This is a genomic window from Pantoea sp. X-Soil-ISGK-285, assembly GCF_059730815.1.
This window is the reverse complement of sequence record NZ_AP035938.1, coordinates 1,552,828-1,574,867: the sequence shown is the minus strand read 5'-3', so window position 1 is coordinate 1,574,867 and position 22,040 is coordinate 1,552,828. Positions and strand designations below refer to the sequence as shown.

Annotated in this window: 22 protein-coding genes; 4 read left to right on the top strand and 18 right to left on the bottom strand. The window is 58.1% G+C overall.

Annotated features, from left to right (window positions below; translation table 11 throughout):
• The first annotated feature begins 470 nt into the window (after nucleotides 1-470).
• Nucleotides 471-737: a hypothetical protein gene (locus tag AC6I8B_RS07505; protein ID WP_010669830.1), complete on the top strand. Its 267-nt coding sequence runs from the start codon at nucleotides 471-473 to the stop codon at nucleotides 735-737.
• Nucleotides 738-867: 130 nt separating this feature from the next.
• Nucleotides 868-1,269, top strand: a complete 402-nt coding sequence (locus AC6I8B_RS07500) for a MysB family protein (protein WP_010246413.1) — start codon at nucleotides 868-870, stop codon at nucleotides 1,267-1,269.
• Here the strand turns inward: AC6I8B_RS07500 and AC6I8B_RS07495 are convergent.
• From AC6I8B_RS07495 to AC6I8B_RS07485, 3 genes are all read right to left on the bottom strand, one after another.
• Nucleotides 1,260-1,529 carry a YceK/YidQ family lipoprotein gene (locus AC6I8B_RS07495; RefSeq protein WP_045140521.1) on the bottom strand — a complete coding sequence of 90 codons (270 nt, stop codon included), beginning with the start codon at nucleotides 1,527-1,529 and terminating at the stop codon, nucleotides 1,260-1,262. The genes AC6I8B_RS07500 and AC6I8B_RS07495 overlap by 10 nt on opposite strands.
• A gap of 104 nt (nucleotides 1,530-1,633) precedes the next feature.
• Nucleotides 1,634-4,186, bottom strand: coding sequence for a glucans biosynthesis glucosyltransferase MdoH (gene mdoH, locus AC6I8B_RS07490; protein ID WP_010669828.1), 2,553 nt, complete (start codon nucleotides 4,184-4,186; stop codon nucleotides 1,634-1,636).
• Entirely contained in the window at nucleotides 4,179-5,714 is a 1,536-nt protein-coding gene (locus AC6I8B_RS07485) for a glucan biosynthesis protein G (protein WP_170933489.1), read from the bottom strand. Before AC6I8B_RS07485 ends, mdoH begins: the two co-directional genes overlap by 8 nt.
• Before the next feature lie 268 nt (nucleotides 5,715-5,982).
• Between AC6I8B_RS07485 and mdoC the strand changes: the two genes are divergently transcribed.
• Nucleotides 5,983-7,116 (top strand): glucans biosynthesis protein MdoC, encoded by a 1,134-nt coding sequence (gene mdoC / locus AC6I8B_RS07480; RefSeq protein WP_010246421.1) that lies wholly within the window; start codon nucleotides 5,983-5,985, stop codon nucleotides 7,114-7,116.
• A gap of 296 nt (nucleotides 7,117-7,412) precedes the next feature.
• On the opposite strand, the gene AC6I8B_RS07475 is transcribed toward mdoC, so the two are convergent.
• Complete coding sequence (locus AC6I8B_RS07475; protein ID WP_010669827.1) at nucleotides 7,413-8,873, bottom strand: phospholipase D family protein; 1,461 nt, start codon at nucleotides 8,871-8,873, stop codon at nucleotides 7,413-7,415.
• Between the two features lie 154 nt (nucleotides 8,874-9,027).
• Here AC6I8B_RS07475 and AC6I8B_RS07470 point away from each other — a divergent pair, with 154 nt between their 5' ends.
• On the top strand, nucleotides 9,028-10,191 hold the full coding sequence (locus tag AC6I8B_RS07470) for a glycoside hydrolase family 1 protein (RefSeq protein WP_010669826.1): 1,164 nt from the start codon (nucleotides 9,028-9,030) through the stop codon (nucleotides 10,189-10,191).
• On the opposite strand, the gene AC6I8B_RS07465 is transcribed toward AC6I8B_RS07470, so the two are convergent.
• The 14 genes from AC6I8B_RS07465 to AC6I8B_RS07400 form a co-directional block, all read right to left on the bottom strand.
• Nucleotides 10,179-10,352: a hypothetical protein gene (locus tag AC6I8B_RS07465; RefSeq protein WP_010246427.1), complete on the bottom strand. Its 174-nt coding sequence runs from the start codon at nucleotides 10,350-10,352 to the stop codon at nucleotides 10,179-10,181. The two genes, AC6I8B_RS07470 and AC6I8B_RS07465, sit on opposite strands and share 13 nt — an antisense overlap.
• Before the next feature lie 39 nt (nucleotides 10,353-10,391).
• Nucleotides 10,392-10,535 carry a hypothetical protein gene (locus AC6I8B_RS07460; protein WP_010246429.1) on the bottom strand — a complete coding sequence of 48 codons (144 nt, stop codon included), beginning with the start codon at nucleotides 10,533-10,535 and terminating at the stop codon, nucleotides 10,392-10,394.
• A gap of 132 nt (nucleotides 10,536-10,667) precedes the next feature.
• Nucleotides 10,668-11,903 (bottom strand): beta-ketoacyl-ACP synthase, encoded by a 1,236-nt coding sequence (locus AC6I8B_RS07455; protein WP_171820328.1) that lies wholly within the window; start codon nucleotides 11,901-11,903, stop codon nucleotides 10,668-10,670.
• Nucleotides 11,900-12,631: a 3-ketoacyl-ACP reductase FabG2 gene (locus AC6I8B_RS07450; RefSeq protein WP_052270899.1), complete on the bottom strand. Its 732-nt coding sequence runs from the start codon at nucleotides 12,629-12,631 to the stop codon at nucleotides 11,900-11,902. The genes AC6I8B_RS07455 and AC6I8B_RS07450 overlap by 4 nt, the downstream gene beginning before the upstream one ends.
• Nucleotides 12,628-13,104, bottom strand: a complete 477-nt coding sequence (locus AC6I8B_RS07445) for a hotdog family protein (protein ID WP_010246435.1) — start codon at nucleotides 13,102-13,104, stop codon at nucleotides 12,628-12,630. The genes AC6I8B_RS07450 and AC6I8B_RS07445 overlap by 4 nt, the downstream gene beginning before the upstream one ends.
• The gene (locus tag AC6I8B_RS07440) at nucleotides 13,094-14,254 is read right to left on the bottom strand and encodes a beta-ketoacyl-[acyl-carrier-protein] synthase family protein (protein WP_346465126.1); all 1,161 of its coding nucleotides are present in this window, start codon (nucleotides 14,252-14,254) and stop codon (nucleotides 13,094-13,096) included. The genes AC6I8B_RS07445 and AC6I8B_RS07440 overlap by 11 nt, the downstream gene beginning before the upstream one ends.
• Complete coding sequence (locus AC6I8B_RS07435) at nucleotides 14,251-14,823, bottom strand: DUF3261 domain-containing protein (RefSeq protein ID WP_497817688.1); 573 nt, start codon at nucleotides 14,821-14,823, stop codon at nucleotides 14,251-14,253. The genes AC6I8B_RS07440 and AC6I8B_RS07435 overlap by 4 nt, the downstream gene beginning before the upstream one ends.
• Entirely contained in the window at nucleotides 14,820-17,126 is a 2,307-nt protein-coding gene (locus AC6I8B_RS07430) for an MMPL family transporter (protein ID WP_497817687.1), read from the bottom strand. Before AC6I8B_RS07430 ends, AC6I8B_RS07435 begins: the two co-directional genes overlap by 4 nt.
• Entirely contained in the window at nucleotides 17,113-17,721 is a 609-nt protein-coding gene (locus AC6I8B_RS07425; protein ID WP_010246442.1) for a LolA family protein, read from the bottom strand. Before AC6I8B_RS07425 ends, AC6I8B_RS07430 begins: the two co-directional genes overlap by 14 nt.
• On the bottom strand, nucleotides 17,715-18,128 hold the full coding sequence (locus AC6I8B_RS07420; protein ID WP_010246444.1) for an acyl-CoA thioesterase: 414 nt from the start codon (nucleotides 18,126-18,128) through the stop codon (nucleotides 17,715-17,717). Before AC6I8B_RS07420 ends, AC6I8B_RS07425 begins: the two co-directional genes overlap by 7 nt.
• Complete coding sequence (locus AC6I8B_RS07415) at nucleotides 18,121-19,830, bottom strand: glycosyltransferase family 2 protein (protein WP_033786573.1); 1,710 nt, start codon at nucleotides 19,828-19,830, stop codon at nucleotides 18,121-18,123. The genes AC6I8B_RS07420 and AC6I8B_RS07415 overlap by 8 nt, the downstream gene beginning before the upstream one ends.
• Nucleotides 19,824-20,171: a 3-hydroxyacyl-ACP dehydratase FabZ family protein gene (locus tag AC6I8B_RS07410; RefSeq protein WP_033757236.1), complete on the bottom strand. Its 348-nt coding sequence runs from the start codon at nucleotides 20,169-20,171 to the stop codon at nucleotides 19,824-19,826. Before AC6I8B_RS07410 ends, AC6I8B_RS07415 begins: the two co-directional genes overlap by 7 nt.
• Entirely contained in the window at nucleotides 20,158-21,477 is a 1,320-nt protein-coding gene (locus AC6I8B_RS07405) for an AMP-binding protein (RefSeq protein WP_497817740.1), read from the bottom strand. The genes AC6I8B_RS07410 and AC6I8B_RS07405 overlap by 14 nt, the downstream gene beginning before the upstream one ends.
• On the bottom strand, nucleotides 21,474-22,037 hold the full coding sequence (locus tag AC6I8B_RS07400) for a COG4648 family protein (RefSeq protein WP_332837833.1): 564 nt from the start codon (nucleotides 22,035-22,037) through the stop codon (nucleotides 21,474-21,476). The genes AC6I8B_RS07405 and AC6I8B_RS07400 overlap by 4 nt, the downstream gene beginning before the upstream one ends.
• Nucleotides 22,038-22,040: the final 3 nt, after the last annotated feature.

The following is a 22,040-nucleotide window of genomic DNA, read 5'->3' as shown; positions in this document are numbered from 1 at the left end:
TCACTCATGGCTGACTCAGCCTGTAAGCGAAACCGCAGGTCCAGTAATTAATAAACACCTATATTCATAATATAATTTGTCTCTGTTTAAATTTAAAAAAGCTAATCAATTAACAGGACGGCAGGCGGCATTCAGCCTGTTTCGCTATTTATTAATTAATATTGCAGCGAGTGCTATTAAATCTGTTATGGCGCTGATTATTCTGCACGCCAGGCCTAATCCTATTTAGCCGGTCTTAACGGTGTCTCACCGCTTATGAATCGATAAAAATTAACTTATTTTACAAGCGATTGCCTTGCTGATTTAGCTTATATTCCATTTTACATTTTTTTAACACCCCGATAGATCATTATGGAATTTGAACTCATTAATGCTTATCGGTAGTTTCTTTTGTAACAGTCAGGCCTTTAACGGCTCTGGCCAGAATTATAAAAAAGACAACACAGCAAACCTCTAATGGGACAGTTAATATGAACAAAGGTCTCTACTATTACGTTACAATCGGTACCGATCAGGAAAATTATCACTTTCTTCATCGTAAAGGGTGCAAGCGTATGCCTGATAAAGAAGAGGTCATATTTATCGGCACGTTATATAATTTGAGTCAGGCCCTCTCCATCGCCAGAATTAATTTTAAGAAAGTTAAGCCATGTATAAAATGTTGTATCCGCTACTCAGCCCCCGTGATTCATGAGTCCGTTCAACCTGTTTTGCATTTCCCGCAAAAGATGATCTGACCCTGACTGGCGGGAAATGGCTTATTTCCCGCCAGTTGCACCGGCCTGACCTTTCCCTCCTTCAGATTTCGTCTATCCTTCACTGAAATCAAATAAATCCATAGTCATAGACCCGTGAAGGAGAAGAGCGATGAGCATGTACAGTACCTTAGAGGAAGCCATCGATGCTGCACGTGAAGAGTTCCTCGCTAACCACCCGGAGCTCGAGGAAGGGGATGCATCAATCAGCCAGTTTGGTCTGCAAAAGTATGTGATGCAGGATGGCGATATCATGTGGCAGGCTGAATTCATGGCAGAAGAAGGTGAAGCAGGCGAATGTCTGCCTTACCGTAGCGGTGAAGCGGCACAGGCCATTTTTGATGCCGATTTTGACGAAGTTGAACTACGTCAGGAGTGGTTAGCAGAAAATACCCTGCACGAGTGGGATGACGGCGAGTTCCAGCTGGAGCCGCCGCTGGACACCGAAGAGGGTGAAGCCGCCGCGCAAGAGTGGGAAGATGATAACAGCGATTCCGATCGCAGTTACTCGTAAGGACCGTGGCTGGCATCCACCGGTAACAACAGGGTATCAACCACCAGCGACAGCGGCAGGTCGAGGATCGTCAGGACCCGCCATCCGCTGTCGCGAACATCCCACTGTACGCCGGGATAGTACTGATTACCGTGCCCCTGCCCGGGAATGGTACGGCTGATAATACTGCCGCATCCGCTTAAGCAGAGCACAGCCGCGACGATAACACCCGCCTTTAAGCACCCTTTCACCACACATATCCGCCATGAAGAAACAGCCATTGAGATCGTCACGCGCTGCTCGCGGTGACTGCCAGCAATAAATTTATCAGCCAATCGCTGTTTTAATCCGATAAAAAAAGCGGCATCGCTGCCGCTTTTTCAGATTACGCGTTGTTTGCCAGCGCGTTGGGGTTGAGCGTGAGTTTTTGATAACTCTCAACCCACTGATGATACTTGTCCGCATCTTCCCACAGTCGGGTATGAACACGGGCCAGCACCACCGGATCGCTGATCAACTGCAGACGCTGTTCGCGGCCTAGTTTATCCGGCGCATCGCTCAGCGCCTGATCAACCCGACGGTCACGCGCATAGTCCAGTAACTGACTCTGCTTGTGGCGCGATGTGGCCAGTGCCGTTGCCAGCGCGTTGAAGGCAGGATGGAATAAGGCATGCATAAAGCCATTTTCCAGCGCGCGCTCACGGTTCAGTACCACATAGCGATCGGTATCCACCAGCTCCTGCGGCGGCGAGTACTCTTCCGGGATCAGGAACAGCTTCGCTTTCTTGCTCTTAATGCCCAGCGTTGCGCGGCTCGACATGACCGAGACAAACGGCGACAGAATCAGTGAGAAGACGATCGGTGCCAGCCACCACAGGAAGTTAAGATCCAGCAGTCCCATACCAATCGCCCACACCAGACCCAATGCCATCTGCGAACCGTGACGTTTAAACGCCTCGCTCCACGGTGTCGCATCGTCATCACGCTGCGGTGAGTTCCACACCACTTCCCAGCCGAGGAAGGCGCTGACCACAAACACCGTATGGAACAGCATACGCACTGGTGCCAGCAGCACCGAGAACAGCGTTTCCAGCACCAGTGAAGCCAGCAGCCGCAGAGGTCCGCCGTAGGCCTTCGATCCTTTAAACCAGATCAACACGACACTCAGCATTTTCGGCAGGAACAGCAGCACCATAGTGGTTGAGAACAGCGCTATTGCCAGTTCCGGACGCCACTGCGGCCAGACCGGGAAGAGCTGCCGCGGTTGCAGGAAGTAGGTCGGTTCCATCAGCGTATGCACTACCTGCAGGGCAGTGGAGAGCGCCAGGAACATAAACCACAGCGGAGCCGAGAGGTAGGACATCACACCCGTCAGGAACACTGCACGGTGAACCGGGTGCATCCCTTTCACCAGGAACAGGCGGAAGTTCATCAGGTTGCCGTGACACCAGCGGCGGTCACGTTTCAGCTCATCCAGCAGGTTCGGTGGCAGTTCTTCATAGGATCCCGGCAGGTCATAGGCAATCCAGACGCCCCAACCGGCACGACGCATCAGCGCAGCTTCTACGAAGTCATGCGACATGATTGAACCCGCAAAGGAGCCTTCTCCCGGTAACGGTGCCAGGGCACAGTGCTCAATAAAGGGTTTCACGCGGATAATGGCGTTGTGACCCCAGTAGTGAGACTCGCCCAGCTGCCAGAAGTGCAGACCGGCGGTAAACAACGGACCGTAGACGCGGGTCGCAAACTGCTGACAGCGCGCATAAAGCGTATCCATACCCGATGCTTTCGGCGACGACTGGATGATCCCGGCATTCGGGTTGGCATCCATCATGCGTACCAGACCGGTGAGACACTCTCCGCTCATGACGCTATCGGCATCCAGCACCACCATGTAGCTGTAGTTGCTGCCCCAGCGACGGCAGAAGTCATCGATGTTTCCGCTTTTACGCTTCACGCGACGACGACGACGGCGATAGAAAATCTTGCCTGCCCCGCCAACATCCCGCACCAGTTCCATCCAGGCTTTCTGTTCGGCAATCGCGATATCCGCATCGTAACTATCGCTGAGGATGTAGACGTCGAAGTGTTCAGCGTTACCGGTACGAACCACCGACTCCCAGGTCGCACGCAGACCGGCGTAAACACGCTCAACGTCTTCATTACAGATCGGCATAATCAGCGCGGTACGATGTTCCGGGTTAAGCGGTTCATCTCCGACCGTTGAGTAAGAGATACTGTATTTATCACGTCCAATCAGCAGCTGCAGGAAGCCCATCAACGCCGTCCAGAAACCGGCAGAGACCCAGCAGAAAAGTATGGCGAACAGGAACAGGATGCCGGTCTGCAACAAATAAGGCAGGATCTGCATCACTGACTGCTGCCAGTTCTGATTGATCATCTCCATCGGATCCAGAAGCGTCCAGCCCTGATACGGCAGAATACTCTTCATGTACCAGGTGGCGACCACGGTCTGGAAAATGGTCAGGATCAGCAGAATGTAGCGGCGAATTGAACCGACATGACGCCACTTCTCCTCGGCACGCCGCTCTTCGGCATTGCTATAACGCGGCACCGATTTGTGTCCACGCAGTGAGTCCCAGGCACGGGCGACCGGGTTGGTACGCCAGGCTTCCGGGAACATCAGTGAGCGTTTGACCTTCGGCATCGCCTTCAGCGTGGTGCGGTCGAGGTAATCTTTACCCAACTGCTGACCTTCGGCCAGCGAATCGGGCCAGGCCATTTCAACCCGCGATGAGACCGATTTTAACGGCGCATCGTCGGGACGGTCACTGGCTGCGACATCCCTGCCCAGCACATCATGGATGAAGTGGAACTCGCTGGCATTCTGCAATGAGACGCTCAGTCGGGCCTTCCCTGCCGCATCCAGCGGCAGAGATTCCACATAACGTTGAGGTGTAAAAGTCGATTTATTCATTGGCAGGTAACTGATAGCTCCAGGTTTCCGTCAATGTCTTGTCGCCGCTAACCAAGGCCGCACGCATTTCGGTGGACTGCTTGGCATCTTTCACACGCAGACGCAACACCAGACGCCAGCCTTTGGTGACCGGGTTATAACGTACGCTCTGCTCAACCACATCAGCATTTTTACCCACGCTGACCTGCGGTGCCACCTGACTGTTTTCCGCCATCTTGCTCATGTCTTTACCCACGAAGTCGATGGTGAAAGCCACGGTGCCATCCGGCTGACGCACCAGATTAGACTGCTTCACGTCACCCGCTGAACGCAGGGTATTTTTGACCCAGGCGGTATCATCGGAGTGCAGCTGGTTTTCGTCGCGCGAGAAGTGCAGACGATATTTGAAGTTCATCTCTTTGCCAGGCTCTGGCAGCGTCTCCGGCGTCCAGAACGCAACGATGTTGTCGTTGGTTTCATCTGCCGTCGGGATTTCAACCAGTTCAACCCGGCCTTTACCCCAGTCGCCTATTGGCTCAACCCAGCCGCTTGGACGAAGATCATAGCGGTCATCAAGATCCTGATAGTTGTTAAAGTCACGCCCACGCTGCAGCAGACCAAACCCTTTCGGATTCTCGATGGTGAAGGTGCTCACTGCCAGATGACGCGGGTTGTTCAGCGGACGCCAAATCCACTCCCCGTTGCCATTGTGGATAGAGAGACCGTCAGAGTCGTGCAGTGCCGGACGGAAGTTGTTCACCGTCGATGGCTGGTTCTGACCAAACAGGAACATACTGGTCAGCGGTGCAACACCCAGTTTGCCGACGTTATCACGCAGGTAAACTTTTGACTGCACATCAACCGTTGAAGCGTCACCCGGATGCAGCACAAAGCGATACGCACCCGCCGCACGCGGCGAATCGAGCAGTGCGTAGATCACCAGCTGTTTGTCCTGTGGTTTAGGACGCTGAATCCAGAACTCTTTAAAGCGCGGGAACTCTTCACCGGACGGCAGCGCCGTATCGATGGCAAGTCCACGCGCCGACAGGCCATAAACCTGACCGGCACCGATGACACGGAAATAGCTCGCGCCCAGGAAGCTGGCGATCTCATCGTTTTTACCCTTGTTGTTGAGTGGGTAAAGTACTTTGAAACCGGCAAAACCGAGGTTTTTTACCGCATCTGCGTCATGTTTTACATTACCGAAATTAAAATAATCGGGGTTGTATTTAATCTCGCGCACCGCGCTGGCGGTCACTTCGTTGATCTGCACCGGGGTATCGAAATACATTCCCTGATGATAAAACTCCAGCTTGAACGGCGTGCGCAGTTTGCCCCAATACGCTTTATCGTGGTTAAACTGGATCTGCTGATAATCAGCAAATTTCATTTCACGAAATTGAGAGGGTAAATTGCTTTTAGGCGCTTCGAAGCTTTTCCCTGCCAACGCTTTGGCTTGTTTGGCAACATCGTCGATGTTAAACGCCCAACTGTTATTGGCGTACAACGCCAGCAGAACTGCAGTACCAATCCAGCGTACCTTCATCAGTCCGGCTTTATTTTTTTCTTTAGTCAGCACATCCCCCCCTTTCGTGTGCTTAAATCAAACCCGTTTATCTTAAAGGATTATTCGGTTTTCCGACAGCTTATGCGCAACATTGTTCCCGCATTTCGTCAGGCTTAACCCTGCTTTTAGGACAATTAGACACTACGGATTCCACTGATAGTATACCTGGTTTATCCCAGGTAGAATTTTCACAGAGCATAATCCGGTTTCAGGGTGAAACCGGTTAAACGTACTAACGAACTGGAACTTTATGAGTACTGTAAAACCTGAACGTGAATACTTCCTCGACTCCATCCGCGCCTATCTGATGTTACTGGGGGTGCCGTTTCACGTTTCCCTCATCTACTCCGCGCAGAAATGGGCAGTAAACAGTCATGAAGCGTCGTTGTGGCTGACGCTGCTGAATGATTTTATTCATGCGTTTCGTATGCAGGTGTTTTTCGTCATTTCGGGCTATTTCTCCTACATGCTTTATCTGCGCTATCAGCCACGTCGCTTCCTGAAGGTGCGTCTGGAACGGGTAGGTATCCCAATGCTGACCGCCATTCCGCTGCTGACGCTGCCGCAATTTTTTATGCTGAAAGAGTGGACGGATAAGCTGGCTGACTGGCCCCGTTTCACGCCCTATCAGAAGTTTAATAACCTGATGTGGGAGCTGATTTCACACCTGTGGTTCCTGGTGGTGCTGGTGATGCTGACCACGCTGGGGATGGTGACCTTCCGCTGGCTGCGCGATCAGCATCGCACCATTGATTATTCGCGGGTTGGCTGGGGATCGCTGACGGCGGGCGTACTGGCGTGGGCGCTGCTCTGGTGTGTGTTCCGGCGTCTGGTGTTTATTTTCCAGCCTGCGTGGCTGATGGATGGTTTGTTTAGCATCATTGTGATGCAGACGCTCTTCTATCTACCGTTCTTTATGCTGGGAGCGCTGGCGTGGAAACATCCCCCGCTGAAGCAGCTGTTTGTCCGCTTCAATCTGGTGATGTGGGTCGGTGCGCTGCTGATGTTTGCGGCCTATTGCGCCAACCAGCGACTGAGCAGCGGTGAGGGCTGGTTGTATGAGCTGGATGCGATTATCTCGACGCTGATGGGCATTTGCATGCTGAACGTCTGCTTCTGCTTTGGTCATAAGCTGCTGAATTCACATTCGCCGCGCATTATGTATCTGGTCAATGCGTCACTGTTTATCTATCTGGTGCACCATCCGCTGACGCTGCTGTATGGCATTTACGTGACGCCACGGATTGAAAATAACACCCTGGGCTTCTTCGTTGGCCTGCTGATGGTGTTTGGCATCGCGTTTCTGCTGTATGAGATTCACCTGCGCATTCCGCTGCTGCGGTTCCTGTTCTCGGGGAAATTTGAGCGTAAACAAGCACAATGACAGGCGATCAGTGACCTCGGGCCATAAGTGAGGTCAGGCTATAAATGATGTGTCTCACAGACAGCTTAAGAGTTTAAAGCGATGGGCGCATACGCCAGTAGCAAAGCATAGCGGGCCAGGGACAAAAACGCCGGGAGCGTTTTTGAACAAAGCAACGCGTTGGCCCGGCAACGGGCGCACCTCAGGGATGAGGTGCGTAATCGCCCGCGCTGAGCCCGCCAGGGATGGCGGGTTTTGCGTCTTTGCGGAGGGCGTATGCTTCCTGAGCCAGCGCCTGTACCCAGGCAAGGTCCAGCTTAAAGCAGCCACTCAATCGGCAGTCGCCACACCAGGCGTACCTGCAGGCGCTGCCACCAGGAGCAGCCCGGCTCGTGTTTATGCACAATCTGCTGCGGCTCACCCGGATACTCCAGCCAGTTTACCCTGCCCCACTTATCCAGCCGCAGCGTCCATGCCCGATCGCGCATTGACTGGCTGAAACGCTGATGCGTCTCTCCGGCGAGCGCCGCACTCTCAATCACCAGTCCCATTTCCGTATTCAGCACCGCTGAACGGGGATCGAAGTTAAACGAGCCGATAAACAGCGTCTGTTGATCCACTGAGAAGGTTTTGGCATGCAGGCTGGAGCCGGAGTTACCGGTTAATCCCCGGTCGTGCGGGGCATCAGGCACGCCCGCCTGCGGTTTCAGCTCATAGAGCGCAATACCATGACGCAGCAATTTTTTGCGCCACTTAGCGTAGCCGGCATGGACAATCGACACATCGTTAGCCGCCAGCGAATTGGTCAGAATGGCAATTTTTACCCCTTTGCGCTTCAGCGACAGCAGCTGAGCGACCCCTGCGCGGGTCGGCACGAAATAGGCCGAGATGATGTCGAACTGCTTTTGCGGCGTGCCTATCACCTCCAGCATTCGCTGCGGCAGCAGGCTTCTGGCACGCGCTTTGCCCAGCCCTTTACGCGGATCATCGCTCAGCAGGCGCGCTTTTGCCCAGGTCAGAGCCAGCGTGCCCTCTTCCAGCTCCTGTAGCAGCGAAGAATTTTCCAGCCGCTGAAGATAGCGCTGCACCGGTTCACTGTGACGCCACTCTGCTGGCAGACTCACACTGTCCTCTTCCGGCTCCTCTTCATCCAGCACCTGTTGCAGCGGCGAGACCGGCTTGCTGCGCCAGTAGCGCTCAAAATCCTCTGCGACTTCTTTAACCACCGGGCCTATTGCCATAACGTCGAGATCGGCAAACAGCGGTTCATTGCCAGTGCCGAAATATTCGTCGCCGATATTGCGCCCACCGACCACGGTCGTGACGCCATCCACCGTAAAGCTTTTGTTGTGCATGCGGCGGTTCAGACGGGCAAAGTCGGTGAGATAACCCAGCGCGCGCAGGGTGCGAAACGAGAACGGATTAAACAGCCGCACCTCAATGTTGGGATGGCGGTTGAGCTGGGCCAGCGTGTCGTCCAGGCCCGGCGTATTGTTGTCATCCAGCAGCAGCCGCACTTTCACCCCGCGTCGGGCAGCTTCCAGCACGGCGCTGAACAGCAACCGGCCAGAGAGATCGTTTTGCCAGATGTAATACTGGATATCGAGTGAACGCTCCGCTTTTTGCATCAGCAGATAGCGGGCAGCAAAAGCATCCAGCCCGTCGCTCAGCTGATGGACGCCGCTCAGCCCCGGATGGCGCAGACACTCTGGCTCCAGCTGTGTTTCCAGCCAGCTGGACCGTTCCAATGGCTGGGAGAGCTCAAACGCTTCGGTCATGACATTTCCCTGTAAAAGGCAGTTATTTTTATTATTCCCCGGTCCGACCTCTGATGCTATTCCTCTGTTCTGAGTTAGTGAGGGGTCACGGGCGTTTTTAGTCTAGACTTAACCGGACGATCTGTGACCGGCATTATCCCGGCAGGAGAGGAATATGTCTCATCAATCCCTTACAGATGCCCGCCAGCGCTATCATCCCAGCCTGTTTCGCAGCTTTTTCCAGGGCAGTTTCCCCTGTTCCACTGCCTGCCGTACGCCCGGTAAACGGCTGGATATGGTAATCAGCAGCGGACACGATATGCTGCTGGAAAAAGATTATGCCGCCCTGGCTGAGCAGCATCTGCTCACCGCCCGCGACGGTGCGCGCTGGCATCTGATCGAAAAGATCCCTGGCCAGTATGACTGGCAGAGCTTTCTGCCGATGGTCGACGCTGCGCGACGTCAGCAGATGGAGATCATCTGGGAGCTGGCTCATTTCGGTTATCCCGATCATCTTAATATCTGGAAAGCCGAGTTTGTTGACCATTTTAGTCGTTTCGCTCGCGCGATGGCACAACTGATGCGCGATCAGGGCATCGAACGCCCCTTCTTTACACCGGTTAATCAAATCTCATTCTGGTCATGGGCCGGGGCGGATGTGGCCTGGTTTAATCCCCATGCGGCGCAGCGTGGTAAAGAGCTGAAGCGCCAGCTGGTTCGCGCCTCGCTGGCGGCGATACATGCCATTCGCGAGGTCTATCCGGAGGCGCGCTTTGTGCTGACTGACCCGCTGGTGCAGATCGCTCATCATCCTGATAATCCGGACAGCAAACCCTATGCCGATGCGCAGCATCAGGCGCAGTTCGAAGCCTGGGACATGCTGGCCGGTCGCGTCGATAAGGAGCTAGGCGGCAGTGAAGATTGCCTGGATATCCTCGGCCTGAACTACTATCCCGATAACCACTGGTTTTTCCCCGACCAGCCGATGTCGCTGGAGGATCCGGAGCGTGTGCCGCTGCATATTCTGCTGGCGCAGTGCTGGCAGCGCTACCAGCGTCCGATGCTGATTGCCGAAACCGGCGCTGAGGGTGAAGCGCGCGCCCCCTGGCTGCAGGAGATCAGTGAAAATGTGGCGGTGGCGCTGGATCAGGGCATTGCGGTGGAGGGGATTTCGCTCTATCCGGTAGTGGAGTATCCCGCCTGGGCCGATGACCGGCGTTCCCCTGGCCCGCTGCTGGGATTAGCCGATCCCAATGGCAACCGTAATCTGCATGAGCCGCTGGCGCTGGTATTGCGCAGTCAGCAGATTAAGTTTGCGACACGAAATCAGACGTGCTGAGAAGGTGGCTTTTTAGGGTAACAGGAGCGAACGTCGAGAGAGGGATCGGCAGGATGACGTACGTCGGTCAGCCAGACCATGGTAAACAGGAAGGTCACCCCGATCAGGCAGGCCGCCAGCAAACCGATAATTGCGATTAATTTGTCATCTCCGGAGTCCATCGCCTTCTCCTTATTCAATCCGTTGAATCCCTGTGCGTGTCAGCTCATCCAGAGCGTAATCATCAGGACAAAGATTATAAGCGTTACCGAGGTCACCGCAAGCACCACTATCGCAAAGTGCGCATCGTCAAGTGACTGGCGAATTGGCTCATCGTGATCGTCGGGTGGCAAGGGTAAAGACATAACTATCCTGTGAAAAACATGGGCCGCCGGGAGTGATGCGGTGAGTGACAGTGTAGATGAAAGGCTGATTATCGTCCGGTTCTTTCGTCCGAAAAATAAACTGGCCCGTGCCAGCGCGGCACGGGCCTGAGATCAGACGCCGCGCCAGCGTTTGAAGATCAATGAAGTGTTAATGCCACCAAAGGCAAAGTTGTTGCTCTGGATATAGTCGGTTTCAATCTCACGCGGCTCACCCATGATGTAATCCAGCTGGCCGCCATCTGCTGCCGGTTGCGTCAGGTTCAGGGTTGGCGCAAACCACCCTTCCCGCATCATCTCAATGCTCATCCAGGCTTCCAGCGCCCCACAGGCACCCAGCGTATGGCCAAAATAGGACTTCAGCGAAGAGATCGGCGTCGTTTCGCCAAACACCGCCGCCGTCGCCAGACTTTCGGCCATATCACCCCGTTCAGTGGCGGTGCCGTGCGCATTCACATAACCAACGTCTGCGGCCGTGATACCGGCGCTTTGCAACGCCCGCTCGATGCAAATCTGCATGGTTTCTCGCTGCGGCTGAGTAATATGGGCGGCGTCGCAGTTGGTATGAAAACCGGTGATCTCGGCGTAGATCGTTGCACCGCGTGCCAGGGCATGTTCCAGCGACTCAAGGATCAGCGTGCCCGCCCCTTCGCCAATTACCAGACCATCGCGCTGCTGATCAAAGGGTGCGGGCGTGGTGTGCGGCGCGTCATTACGCTGGCTGGTGGCAAACAGGGTGTCAAACACCGCGGCTTCCGACGGACAGAGCTCTTCAGCGCCACCAGCCACCATCACCGTCTGATACCCGTGACGAATCGCTTCCCAGGCATAGCCAATCGCCTGGCTGCCAGAGGTACAGGCGCTGGAGGTCGGGATCACCCGGCCGCGCAGGCCGAAAAAGAGTCCGGCATTGACGGCCGTGGTATGCGGCATCATCTGCACATAGGTGGTGCCGGTGATATTGTTGGTGTGCTTTTCGGTCAGCATGGTGGCGAACTCGCTGACCGGCCCGGTGCTGCCGGTGGAAGAACCGTAGGCGATACCCGTTTCTCCGCTGGTCAGCACCGGATGGTCAATCAGGCCCGCCTGGGTCAGCGCCAGCTCGGTCGCGCGCGTTGCCAGCAGCGAAACGCGGCCCATGGCGCGGATGCGCTTGCGGGTGTAGTGCGCCGGCAGCACAAAGTCATCCACCGGTGCGCCGAGCAGCGTATGCAGCCCGTCGTAGATCTGCCACTCCGGCATAAAGCGCACCGCATTGCGGCCCGCACGGATCCGTGCCGAAACCTCAGCCCAGGACTCACCAAAGGCGGTTACGCCGCCCATGCCGGTTACGACTACCCGCTGGATCACAGCATGCCTCCGTTAATAGAAATGACCTGACGCGTCACGTAGCCTGCGATATCGGACATCAGATAGCTCGCCAGTCCGGCGACCTCTTCAGCCGCGCCCATGCGCTTCATCGGCACGATCTTCATCGCTTCCTCAATCACCTGAGGTTCCAGCCCCTCCATACCGGTATCAATCAGGCCTGGCGCAATGCAGTTAACGGTGATTTTGCGTTTCGCCAGCTCAATCGCCAGCGCCTTAGTGGCACCAATAATGCCCGCTTTCGCCGCGCTGTAGTTCACCTGACCGCGATTACCCATTATCCCCGACACCGACGAGAGCGTGATAATGCGGCCGCCGCGCCGCAGACCGATCATCGGCATCACGCAGGGCTGGATCACATTGTAAAAACTGTCGAGATTGGTGTGGATGACGCTGTCCCACTCCTGATCCGTCAGGGCGGGAAACGCCGCATCGCGGGTGATACCGGCGTTGCTCACCACACCATAATAGGCGCCATATTGCTCAATATCCGCCTCCAGCGCAGCGCGGGTTGCCGCCCGATCGGCCACATCAAATCCCAGCATACGGCCGCTGCCGCCTGCGGTTTCGATCTGCTGCAGGCACTGCTCAGCGCCTGCGCGGTCACGGTTGAAGTGGACGATAACCTGATAGCCATCCTGGGCGAGACGCAACGCAATCGCGCGGCCAATCCCTTTACTGGCGCCCGTCACTAATACCGAATCTGTCATGGCTGATTTCCTTGTGACATCAATTGCTGTAATTCTGCTTCATTGGGTTGATACGTATTCAGACGACCGCTGGCAAGCCGCTGGGTGCCGTAATGAATGTCGCCCTCAAAGCTGCCCATGCGGTCATCGCGCATCAGCAGCGTCATTCTGATATCCAGCGTAACACTGGCGGGAAAGAGGGATCGCTCTGCCCGCCAGCCGCGTCCGCCCAGCAGCATGCCGGGCGGGATAAGGGTGGCGCCGCCCTGCTTTGCATGCCAGCCCGACCAGACGCCCACGGTTTGCGCCATCATCTCGACGCCAAACCAGGCGGGCAGTTCACCCTGAGGCGTCAGAAACGGTGTCAGTACGCCACCGGCGCAGGTCGACACCTGACAGTGGACCTGCTCATCATCCACGGCGATCAGCTGATCAAGCAGCAGCATCGGCGCAGCGTGCGGCAGCCAGCGTGCCGCGGGAGAATTAATAACCATGTTGGCGTCCCAGAATCAGACAGGTGTTATTGCCGCCAAAGGCAAAAGAGTTAGAGGCGATGACCGGCCGTTGCAGCGCCTGCGGCTGTAATAACAATCCGCAATCCGGCAGCGTCTCATCCGCCGCCATCTCACTGAAATCCTGCGCGGGCAGCGGCAGATTGTTTTGCAGGATCAGCGCACTGAGAGCGGCTTCACACACTCCCGCCGCGCCGAGCGTATGGCCGGTCAGATGTTTGGTCGAGCTGCACGGCACTGCATTGCCAAACAGGCGCTGAATCACGGCGGCTTCCATCTGGTCGTTAAGCGGCGTTGCAGTGCCGTGCAGATTGATATAACCCACCTGCTCTGGCAACAGATTCGCCTGTTGCAGCGCCATACGCATCGCCCGTTCAGCGCCCTCGCCCTGCGGATGGGGAGCGGACATGTGCCAGGCGTCAGACGATTCGCCAGCTCCCAGTAGCGCCAGCGGCTGCGGTTCCCGCGTCAGCAGCATCAGTGCGGCCCCTTCGCCAATCGAGATACCGTCGCGATCGCGGCTGAAGGGAGCGCAGCGACGTTCAGAGAGCGACTCCAGGCTGTCGAATCCGTTGATCGGCATCCGGCTCAGCGAGTCCGCACCGCCCACCAGCGCCACATCCACCAGCCCTGCCGCGATCAGCCGCTCACCACTGATAATGGCGCGGGCGCTGGAGGAGCAGGCGGTTGAAATGGTATAGGCCGGGCCATCCAGGCGCAGATAGTGAGCCAGGAAACGGGAGGGATCGCCCAGTTCCTGCATCTGATAGTGATAACCGGACTGACTGCCGCCAATCTGCTGATCGCCCTCATCCACGCCCGAGGTGCTGGTTCCCAGCACAACTGCCACTCTGCTGGCACCATAGTGAGCAATCGCCGCGTCGAGCGCCGGACGGATTTGCGCCAGCGCGGCCAGCAGCAGCTGGTTATTACGGGTGTTGTGCACGCTCAGGGCAGCAGGAACCGATGGCAAATCGCCTTCAACCCTGCCAAGCCAGCAGGCGCGGTCGCCGCTCAGCCAGCCATGACGCAGCTGCATGCCGGGTGCCTCACCCCTGGTAAGGCTGGCCGCAATCTGCTGAGTGTTGTTCCCCAGGGCATTCAGCATGCCGATGGCAGAGATGTAAATCATGAGCCGTCCAGATGTTGAATGCGGATCTGATAGCCAAACGCATGCTGCTGAATGCTGATGGGCTGGCGCTGATTACCGCGTTGCAGATAATCGATTTCGGTAACCAGCTTATTATCGGCATCGATCAGCCGTCGCTTTAACCCCTGATCCTGCAACGTCCAGCCTGGCGGCAGCTGTTTTTGCCACAGCTCCCGTGGCCAGTAACTGAGCATAATATCCGCCAGCACCTGACTGGCAGGCGGCATCTGCGGCAGCGGCACCAGCTGCTGGGTGTGAATACCGCTGGCATCGTAGCGCAGGCTGAACAGACGAATACCCACCGAGGAGAGTCCGGCCAGATCAATTTGCTGTTCATCGGCGCTGAGCAGCACCAGCAGTGACTGACTCTGGCCTTTCACCTGTCCGGTCAGCAACTGCTGCTGCTGGAAGGCGGGACGGATGCCCGGCGGTGGCAGCGTCACCTTCACGCCCGGTTTCAGCCAGGCGGTGGGACGGCTGCTGTCGGGTGCAGGTCCGGCACAGGCGCTGAGCAGCAGAGCCGTCAGCAGAATAAGAGCGGCGCGGATCATCGTTTACTCCTTGATCGGGTGGGTCGCATCGCCAGCGGCGACAGCAGGAAAGCGCTGAAGATGCCGCTGCATAACACTGTGCCAAAACTGGCAATCGCGCTGGTGCTGCTGAATACCAGCATACCCAGCGTCAGTAAGGTGGTAATCATCGCCAGCGACACCGCCAGCAACGAGGTCAGCGGCGTACCCTGCGGGTTGCTGAAAAAGAGCGTGTAATTAATGCCGATGCCCAGCACCAGAATCAGTGCCAGCAGGGCAAACAGATTCAGCGACGCGCCGATCCAGCCCAGCGTTGCCAGCGCCATCGCCAGCGACAGCACTGATGGCAGCGCGCTGCGTAAGCCCGCCTTTAACCCCAGTCGCAGGACAAAACTCAGGGTGATCAGCAGCAGCGCCAGCGCCAGTAACCCGCTCAGCAGGGTGCGCCAGAAGCTGAACAGCGAATCGTAACCTGATTTGCGGTCAATCCAGCTGACGCCCGGATGCTGTTTGGTCAGCTCCGCGAGTGTAGCGCTGTTTTTTACGCCGCTGGTGGGGATCAAAACACCGCTGCGCCCGTCTGGCAGCGTCAGCCACAGCAGTCGCCAGCCTTCACTCAGCGGACTCGACAGCCACGCCTCTGGTGTTACCGGCATCGGGGTCAGATCCGGTGCCGGCAGCGTGATACCCGCCTGCTGCAGGCGGGCCGTAATATCCGGTGCTGCCTGTTTCAACAGCTGAAGATCCCGCTGTTGCTGCGCCAGCGACGTCAGCGGCAGCAGACGATAGTGCTGCAGCCAGCCCTGCTGCTGCGCCTGGTGCAGATCCGGTGCCAGTTTTTCCAGCCGCTGCAGCGTCTGCTGTGCATCATCGCCCCAGACCACAAACCAGGTCTGATCGGCGCGCTGTCCGGTCAGGGTTGCCAGCTGGCGATCCTGCTCCAGCAGATGCGCAGGCGCACTTTGCAGATGAGCGATGTCATCATCCACCTTTAACTGGGCGATACCGGCCAGCGCGAAGATCGCCATCGCCACCGGTAATCCGACGCGCAGCCCGCGCTGGCGACGCCAGGCGGCAAGCCAGCGCGCCAGCGGCACCATCAGCGGCACCGGACGCACCGGTAATCCGCGTACCAGCCACGGGTAGATCAGAATCACCGTCAGACAGGAGGCCGTTAATCCGCTGGCGGCAAACACCGCCAGCTGCCGCAGCCCCGGGAACGGTGCCAGCAGCATCAGCAGCCAGGCGATGGCGGTGGTCCCGAGCGCCAGCAGCAGCGTGCCGCGGACTTTTCGCAGGCTCTGCCACGGCGTCTGCTGATCGCCGTGAACCATGCGCTCGGTGAGATAATAGAGCGTGTAATCCGCAGAGATGCCGACAATACTCAGGCTCATCACCAGCGTCATCAGATGCAGTTCACCGAAGCAAAGCAGCGTCATCACCGTGCCCGCCATCGCGCCGATGGCCACAGACGTGACCGTCAGCAACAGCGGGCGCAGTGAGCGGAAGACCAGCAGCACCAGCAGGACAACGCCACCCAGCGTCACACTGCCCAGCGTTTTAACGTCATGCTGCGCACGCTGGCTGGCGTTGTCGCTGAACAGCACCGTGCCACGCGTCAGCAGTTTCGCCTGCGGCCAGCGGCTTTTAAGCTGTTGCTCCAGCGCGCTGAGTCGGGTAACCAGCGAATGACTTTGCTGCATACTGAAGGCGTTGTTCGCCAGTTCGCCATGCAGAAAATACCACTGCTGACCCTGTGCATCTTTTACTGTCAGCCAGCCATCATGCAGCGTCATGCGCCCGGCGTTTTGTGCCAGCGCCAGCTGCGAACCCCGCACCAGCATCATGGGATCGCCCTGCAACTCTTTGCTGCTGACGCCAGAGAAGGCCGAAAAGAGCTGCGCCAGCAGCCAGTCAGCCTGCGCCTCGCCGCCGTTCTGTAAGCGGTCGCGCGTCACCTCATCGATCAGGCCGTTACGGTGTTGCCAGGCAAAGCGGCCCCACTGCTGCTGCTGTTGCCCGTCGAGATCACCCTGCACCTGTTTCAGGTCAGGCAGCGCGCGCAGCTGGGCCAGCCACCAGGCGGCGACCTGGGGATCGTCCTGCTCACCGGGTGAAACCAGCCACACCAGCTGGCGATCCAGCCGCTGCATAAAGCCCTGCTGCAGCGCAGGCGGTGCCGCCCCCAGATTCTGCTGCGGCAGTAGCGCCAGCACGCTGCTGTTGAGCTGACTGCGCGGCAGCAAAAAAGAGAGCGCAGCTGCCAGCAGCAGACAGAGGGCCAGCCACAGGAGGGCCAGCAGCCGATCGTTACGGCCCGGCAAAACGCGCCTGCTCCTCGTCGCTTAACTGCGGCGGTTCAATTCGGGTGTTGCTGAGCTCTATTTGCGTTTTATCGCCCTGTTTATCATCCAGGTTGATGCTGTCCAGGTAGGCGCTGCCCGCCAGCGAGATACGGTTGAAGATTTTGTTGAGCGGCGCCGCTTTGGGCGTCAGCTCCAGCGTCCAGGCTCCGTTGCCGCGATCGCTGAAGGCCACGCTGAAGTTCTCGTTCAGCACTTTCTGGTCGGCCTGGAACAGCGCCCGCAAGAGATGGTTGAACTGGAACATCTGCGGGTTACTGTCGGCGGTGATCACCTGAGGCTTCTGGCCGCTAAGGCTCTGCACCATGCGTTTATCATCCAGCAGCAGCGTCATCACAAAGGGTGTCTGCTGATGCCACCATAAGCCCTGCTCGCGAGCGATCAGCATCTGCCCGTGCGAGACCAGCGGCTGACGCATGCCGGAAATGGTACGCGTCTGGATAAAGTCTGCCCGAATCACCGGCTGGCTGGCAAAACGCTGCTGCAGCTGATCCAGCGTGACCGCGCTGGCGGCACTGGCCCACAGCAGCAGGCTGGTAAGCACAATTTTCAGCATCCTTTCACTCCTAAACGTTCCAGTAAAATATCGGGTGAAACAAAGCACAACGCCTGACTCTCCTGCTCCACCGCCACCTGCAGAGTATGCGCTTTGGTGGTGATCTGGCCGGCAGCATTTCGCACTTCATAGTCGATGCGCAGACGGTTCTCATATTCCGTAATCCGGGCGCTGACGCGAATCGTCTCTTCGCAGCGCAGTGGCTGGCGGTATTTGACCCGGGTATCGACCACCGGCCAGACGTAGCCGCTGGCGGCCATCTCGCCATAGCTGTAGTTAATGCTGCGCAGCAGGGCTTCACGCGCCACTTCGAAAAAGCGAAAATAGTTGCCGTGCCAGACCACGCCCATGGGATCGCAGTCGTGGAATGAGACGGTCAGCACGACTTCAGCATGATGTTCAGTCATGGTCAGACTCCTTGTGGTGCGCCTGTTGATCAGGCAGCGTCCAGAAATCGAAAAAGTTAAACCAGTCGAGCGGCGCCAGCAGTGCGTAATGGGCCAGCCGCGCTGCGTAACGATCGACCGCCTGTTGCAGTGCCTGCTGACGTTGCGCACGCGGCAGCAGCAGCGGATCGGCGAAGGGCTCACAGTGAATACGCAGTTTACCCTGTTGCTGCAGGGCGAACATCAGCAGCACCGGACAGCGCAACGCGGCCGCCAGTACAAACGGCCCCTGTGGAAAGGGCGCGGCGCGGCCCAGAAAGTCGCTCCAGATCACCCGCCGCTCGCCGCCGCGCTGCGGATTGACCGCGGTGCGATCCCCGACAATCGCCACCCATTCGCCCGCATCCAGCTTCTGTTGCAGCAGGATAGCGGTCTCCGGCCCGATATCGCTCACCGGCATCAGATTCACCCCCGCCTGCGGGGCGATGGTTTCCAGCACCGCCCGAAAACGCCGGGCGTTGTCGGTAAACACCAGCGCATTAATCACCAGTCCGCTGACCTGCTGCGCCATCGCGCGACAGGCTTCAATGTCACCAAGATGGGAAGCGAGAATCAGCTTGCCCTGCGGCGTGGGTGTGCGGATCACCGCTTCTGCGCCTGGCGCAAAATCGATATCACGTCCCCAGCGCAGATCGCCGCGCCAGCTGGCCACTTTATCCAGCATTGCCCCGGCGAACCGCAGGAAATGGCGGTAGCTGTTAAGCCGTGGCGGTAACGCAATCTGCTGCTGCTGAGCGGCGGTAGTGACCTGCGCCAGCCACTGCCGGGAAGCGCGTCGCGCGCGCTGACCGCTCAGCCAGTAGACCGCCACTACCGGCCAGAGTAGCAGCGTAAAGGGGAGCCGCCCGCCGTAGCGATAGACCGCCAGCATAAAACGTAATCCCCACTGTCCGCGCCGCTCCGTTTCCGCAGACCAGTGCGTCGGCGGTTTACGCATCGCCAGCAGACGAGGAATGCGCGGCAGCATGCCGAAAAACAGCCGGGTATGCATCCAGGAGATGCGCAGGTTGTCGTAGAGCGCATCGAAGTGTGACAGCCCGCTGGCCGGATAGGTGACGCGGGTCGGGATAAAGCGACTGCGGGTTCCCTGCCAGTAGAGCCGCACCATGATCTCGGTGTCAAAATCCATGCGCTGACCGATGGCCCGGCGATCGCACAGCGCCAGCGTCGCGGCCAGGGGATAGACGCGGAAGCCGCACATGCTGTCGCGGATCGACAGCGACAGCGTTTCAATCCAGACCCAGAAGTGGGTGATGTAGCGACCGTAAAGGCGTGATTTGGGGATCGAGTCGTCATAGAGCGGCTGACCGGAGATCAGCGCGTCGGGATAACGCTCCGCTTCCGCCAGCATCAGCGGCAGATCTTCCGCCTGATGCTGGCCGTCCGCGTCGAGCTGCACCGCATGGGTGAAGCCGCGTGCCGCCGCAGCCCGCAGACCGTGGATCACCGCCGCGCCTTTACCCTGATTGCTGTCGAGTCGCAGCAGGCTGAGCTGCGGGGCGTGCAGCGTCGCCAGCTGAAGCTGAGTGGCCGCATCGCTGCCATCATCCACCACGATTACCGGCAGATTAAAGGGCGCCAGCCGTGCCAGCACTGACGCCATCATCGCGCCGTGGTTGTAGCAGGGGATCACCACGCAGGGTGAAAACGGGGCGCTTAACACAGCGCGATCTTCCCGCTGCTGGCGATCTGCTCGCCGTCGTTCTTCAGCAGGCTGTAACGGAAACTCAGGCGGGATTTTTCAGCGTCCCAGTCCAGATGCAGTTGCAATAGCGAGTCGGGTAATACCGGCTGCTGAAATTTAATGTTATCAACGGCGGCAAACTCTTTGCCGGGCGCAAGCAGTGATACCCCGTAGTGCATTACCCAGTCGAGCTGAGCCACACCGGGCAGAATGGGCAGATGCGGAAAGTGGCCCTGAAACCAGAAGAGTCCGGCATCTATCTGCAGGGTCAGCGTGACGCTGTCAGCCCGCAGCTCCCGGCTGCGTTCAATCGGCAACATGAAAAAGTTCCTCTATTTGCGGCCAGGCGCGTTTGCTTTGGGTGGTCACCGGAATAGTGGCCACAATCCGCCAGTAGTGCGGCATCGCCAGCGGTTCCAGCCAGCGCTGCAGCTGGCGTTTCCACTGCTGCCTGCGCTGATGCAGAGCCGCCTCATCCAGTGCGCTGTTCAGCGCCAGCACGACGCCAATCGCCTGACGCTCATGACGCGTGACCACCAGCGCTACGGCATCCTCGATTTCCGGCAGGTCGGTCAGACGGCGCTCTATCTCGCTTAATGAGATGCGCTTATCACCGATTTTTACGATGCGATCGTGGCGTCCTGCCAGCTGAAATCCGCCGTCCGGTTGCATAGTCAGTCGATCGTCGAGCTGCAGCCCGCTGTCACCAGTAATCAGCGGCGACCAGACCTGCCAGCGATCCGGGGTCATCTGTTCCAGCCTGACCTGGGGGAAGCAGCGCCACGGCACCTCCGCCCGAACGCACTGACGCCAGGCCAGAATGCCGGTTTCGGTGCTGCCGTAGATTTCACTGACCTGACAGCCAAATCGCTGCCAGACCTGCTCCGCATCAGAGTCGCGTAGTGCGCCACCGGCAGAGACAATCAGTTCACAGGCGGGCGCTTTCAGCGTGCTGTCCAGCCGCGATAAAAAGGCCGGGCTGCTGATAAAGGCATAGCGAACGTCACGCGGAAGCTGGGCCAGTTGTTCACCGTAAAACAGCGGCTGGGCGGCAAACGGCAGCCTGAGCATCATCGGCAGGAAAAGTCGAAACGATAAACCGTAGAGATGCTGATGGCTGACCGAGGCGATGACCCGGCACCCCCGCAACGGTTCGCCCCACAGGCTGCTGAGCCAGCGACTCTCCTGCTCCATCACCGCCAGCGACTTCACTACCTGACGCGGTGCGCCGGTGGATCCCGAGGTGAAGAGCACCAGTTCTGCACTCTCCGGCAGCGGCGGCAGTTGCCCCTGCGCTTCTGCGTCGTCCCACGCCAGCAGCGGCAGGCTGACCGCCAGCGGCATGTCGCACAGCACGCCATCCAGCCGATCCTGCCTCTCATCCAGCAGCGCGGCGCGGCAGTGACCCGGCATCACCGGCGTTTTACCGGCATACCAGCATGCCAGCAGCGCCACACAAAAACGGTAACTGTCATCAAAACAGAGCGCCCAGTGGCTGCCCGGTTGTGCTGCCAAGCGCTGGCGGAGCGCCACGACCTGACGATGCATCGCGCTGAGCATCAAACGTTGATCGCCGCGCCAGGCAACCTCGCGATCGTCTCCCGTCAGCCAGTCGGCCACTCTCATGCTTTTCGCCTCACGCGCTGACGTACCAGCCATTCAGCACTCATCAACGCTGCGATTAACAGATAACTTATGCCGCCATTCCACAGCGTCCAGAGCCGCAGATCGCCCAGCAAACAGGTATAGAGCGCCATGCTGCCGTTGCCGATAAAAAACAGGCACCAGATTTGGGTGACGCGGCGGGTATAGCGCACTGCCGCAGGGGGAAGCACGGGCTCACGCAGCCGGGCGATGCGTTCCACCACCGGCATCACACTCCAGAGTGAGGCGCCAAACACCAGCAGCACCGCCAGATTGACCGCCACCGGGTACCACAGCAGCAGATGCTGAGTGCGTAATAGCTGGCTGCTGACACAGAGCAGTGCACCGAGCAGCGCCAGCCAGCCCATGACCGCACCCATGGCGTTTTGCTGACGACGCAGCTGCAGCCAGCGCAGGCCAAACAGCAGCGCCAGCAGCCAGAAAAGTCCCTGCCAGTGCGGCTGGGTCAGCGCCAGCCAGACCAGCAGTGGCCAGGCTAGCAGCGTAAGCAGATTCAGCAGGCGAAGCGTAGCAGCAGGCACGGC

Coding starts and splice junctions, on each gene's coding strand:
- AC6I8B_RS07505 (WP_010669830.1), top strand. CDS start 471: ATGAACAAAGGTCTCTACTATTACGTTACAATCGGTACCGATCAGGAA.
- AC6I8B_RS07500 (WP_010246413.1), top strand. CDS start 868: ATGAGCATGTACAGTACCTTAGAGGAAGCCATCGATGCTGCACGTGAA.
- AC6I8B_RS07495 (WP_045140521.1), bottom strand. CDS start 1,529: ATGGCTGTTTCTTCATGGCGGATATGTGTGGTGAAAGGGTGCTTAAAG.
- mdoH (WP_010669828.1), bottom strand. CDS start 4,186: ATGAATAAATCGACTTTTACACCTCAACGTTATGTGGAATCTCTGCCG.
- mdoC (WP_010246421.1), top strand. CDS start 5,983: ATGAGTACTGTAAAACCTGAACGTGAATACTTCCTCGACTCCATCCGC.
- AC6I8B_RS07475 (WP_010669827.1), bottom strand. CDS start 8,873: ATGACCGAAGCGTTTGAGCTCTCCCAGCCATTGGAACGGTCCAGCTGG.
- AC6I8B_RS07470 (WP_010669826.1), top strand. CDS start 9,028: ATGTCTCATCAATCCCTTACAGATGCCCGCCAGCGCTATCATCCCAGC.
- AC6I8B_RS07465 (WP_010246427.1), bottom strand. CDS start 10,352: ATGGACTCCGGAGATGACAAATTAATCGCAATTATCGGTTTGCTGGCG.
- AC6I8B_RS07460 (WP_010246429.1), bottom strand. CDS start 10,535: ATGTCTTTACCCTTGCCACCCGACGATCACGATGAGCCAATTCGCCAG.
- AC6I8B_RS07450 (WP_052270899.1), bottom strand. CDS start 12,631: ATGACAGATTCGGTATTAGTGACGGGCGCCAGTAAAGGGATTGGCCGC.
- AC6I8B_RS07445 (WP_010246435.1), bottom strand. CDS start 13,104: ATGGTTATTAATTCTCCCGCGGCACGCTGGCTGCCGCACGCTGCGCCG.
- AC6I8B_RS07440 (WP_346465126.1), bottom strand. CDS start 14,254: ATGATTTACATCTCTGCCATCGGCATGCTGAATGCCCTGGGGAACAAC.
- AC6I8B_RS07435 (WP_497817688.1), bottom strand. CDS start 14,823: ATGATCCGCGCCGCTCTTATTCTGCTGACGGCTCTGCTGCTCAGCGCC.
- AC6I8B_RS07425 (WP_010246442.1), bottom strand. CDS start 17,721: ATGCTGAAAATTGTGCTTACCAGCCTGCTGCTGTGGGCCAGTGCCGCC.
- AC6I8B_RS07420 (WP_010246444.1), bottom strand. CDS start 18,128: ATGACTGAACATCATGCTGAAGTCGTGCTGACCGTCTCATTCCACGAC.
- AC6I8B_RS07410 (WP_033757236.1), bottom strand. CDS start 20,171: ATGTTGCCGATTGAACGCAGCCGGGAGCTGCGGGCTGACAGCGTCACG.
- AC6I8B_RS07405 (WP_497817740.1), bottom strand. CDS start 21,477: ATGAGAGTGGCCGACTGGCTGACGGGAGACGATCGCGAGGTTGCCTGG.